Consider the following 1,592-nt stretch of genomic DNA (forward strand, 5'->3'; position numbering starts at 1 on the left):
GCGATAATGCAATGCAATACGAAACATCACTCCGCTTAAGAGCAAAACTGAAACCACTGCTATCCATAAAATTTCATTCGAACTCATTTTGATCTCCTTAATGCTGCAATCTATCGACCTTCTGATCAACACCGCAGCTCTTGCAAATTTTCGACATTGGGGGGTGTTGCTCTTGCATTAATCTCTGCAAGCGCTCGGGATAAAAAAAATCTTCTGGACGCAAATCTATCCCATGCTCACGTGCATAGTTCAAAAGCATAATTTGGTATTTAGCTGGAATGATGCCGCCTTTACCCTCTCGCTTTTCAAAAGGGTAAGCCCATTTTCTAATTACAATAACATTGCGATTAACGATATTAGCAACTTTTTTATACCCACCTAGATACTCAATTATGAGTTTTGCGGTTTTCGTATATGTTTTTATCATAGCGATAAAAATACGATATCAAAAATATTTAGTCAATACGAAAAACGTATCATTGTATTTTTTGTATTGTAAGGACTTTAAAAATAAGGAATAAACTTAATTATGATTAGGCAAAAAGAGCTAAAAATTTGGATAAAAAAAGAGCTTGATAAAATGGGACGAGGGAGCCAAGCCAAGCTTGCCGCCCATCTTGGTATAAGAAGACCAGCTATATCCAATATGATTAATCTTAATACAAATAGGGAAATGAGAGATATTAAGGCAGATGAATTAGTTAAAATTATGGAGTTTTTTAAAGATTCTTCACCTATTTCTGGACCTTACTCTGATGATTTTCTTTACTTATATTCACAAGCGAATGATTCTGAAAAGAAGATTGTCGAGGATCTTTTAAAATCTCTGCTCGCAGCAAGAAATTCATAAAAGCTTTTTTTTCACATTCGGTTAATTTATTTAGCATGATGGATAGCTGTTTTTCTTTTATATTTTCTATCATAAGCACCTCATTAACATTAATGATAATAAACAAAATCGAATAGATTTATAAAAATAAAAATACGTTTTTCGTATTTTATCTATTGACACATCGTTACGAAAAACGTATTAATCACTCCATATCTTAGAAAATAACTTTTGCCAATAGGCAGTATGGAGGCATTTGTGAATAAACCAGTGTTTATAAATTCTGATGAAATTCTCTTAGTGATGTGCGAAAATGAAGAACAAAATCTCGCTAAATCTGGTCCTTTATTAGAAGAAAAGGACATTATCAATTTTATCGACCAAACCGATAATGCTGTCCAAATTTTGCGCGTAGAACCAACGACTAATCGTTGCGAAGATATCTCTGAAGATATTGCTGAGTTTTATCTCAAACTACGTGAACAAAAGTGTTTTGATGGCAAAATACCGCATGACTTTATTCTACACAGCACAGCATACGGTTTTTTTTTAGATGATATAAAACAGCGCGAATATGATGATGCAATGTATGGTTCTTACGAAAAACAACACCGTTTGCGTCCTTGTGATGTGCTTTAAAAGCTAAAGGCGTTTTTAAAAGACGCCACCTTTTCAAAAAATTCACCACACAATGCAATGCCGTTCTTTTGCAAGAACGACAAAGGCAGAATCTAACTTAAAGGAGTAAAATCATGGAAAAGAA

3 protein-coding genes are annotated in these 1,592 nt (G+C 33.7%); 2 read left to right on the forward strand and 1 reads right to left on the reverse strand.

The features are described from left to right. Positions 1-97 precede the first annotated feature (97 nt). Entirely contained in the window at positions 98-427 is a 330-nt protein-coding gene (locus ACFIMP_RS09630) for a hypothetical protein (protein WP_375686329.1), read from the reverse strand. Positions 428-529: 102 nt separating this feature from the next. On the opposite strand from ACFIMP_RS09630, the gene ACFIMP_RS09635 reads away from it, so the two are divergent. Continuing rightward, positions 530-850: a helix-turn-helix domain-containing protein gene (locus tag ACFIMP_RS09635; protein ID WP_375612651.1), complete on the forward strand. Its 321-nt coding sequence runs from the start codon at positions 530-532 to the stop codon at positions 848-850. A gap of 237 nt (positions 851-1,087) precedes the next feature. After that, positions 1,088-1,468 (forward strand): hypothetical protein, encoded by a 381-nt coding sequence (locus ACFIMP_RS09640; protein WP_375610977.1) that lies wholly within the window; start codon positions 1,088-1,090, stop codon positions 1,466-1,468. Positions 1,469-1,592 lie beyond the last annotated feature (124 nt).

This window comes from Bartonella sp. AP65SXKL, assembly GCF_042195725.1.
Classification (GTDB): domain Bacteria; phylum Pseudomonadota; class Alphaproteobacteria; order Rhizobiales; family Rhizobiaceae; genus Bartonella.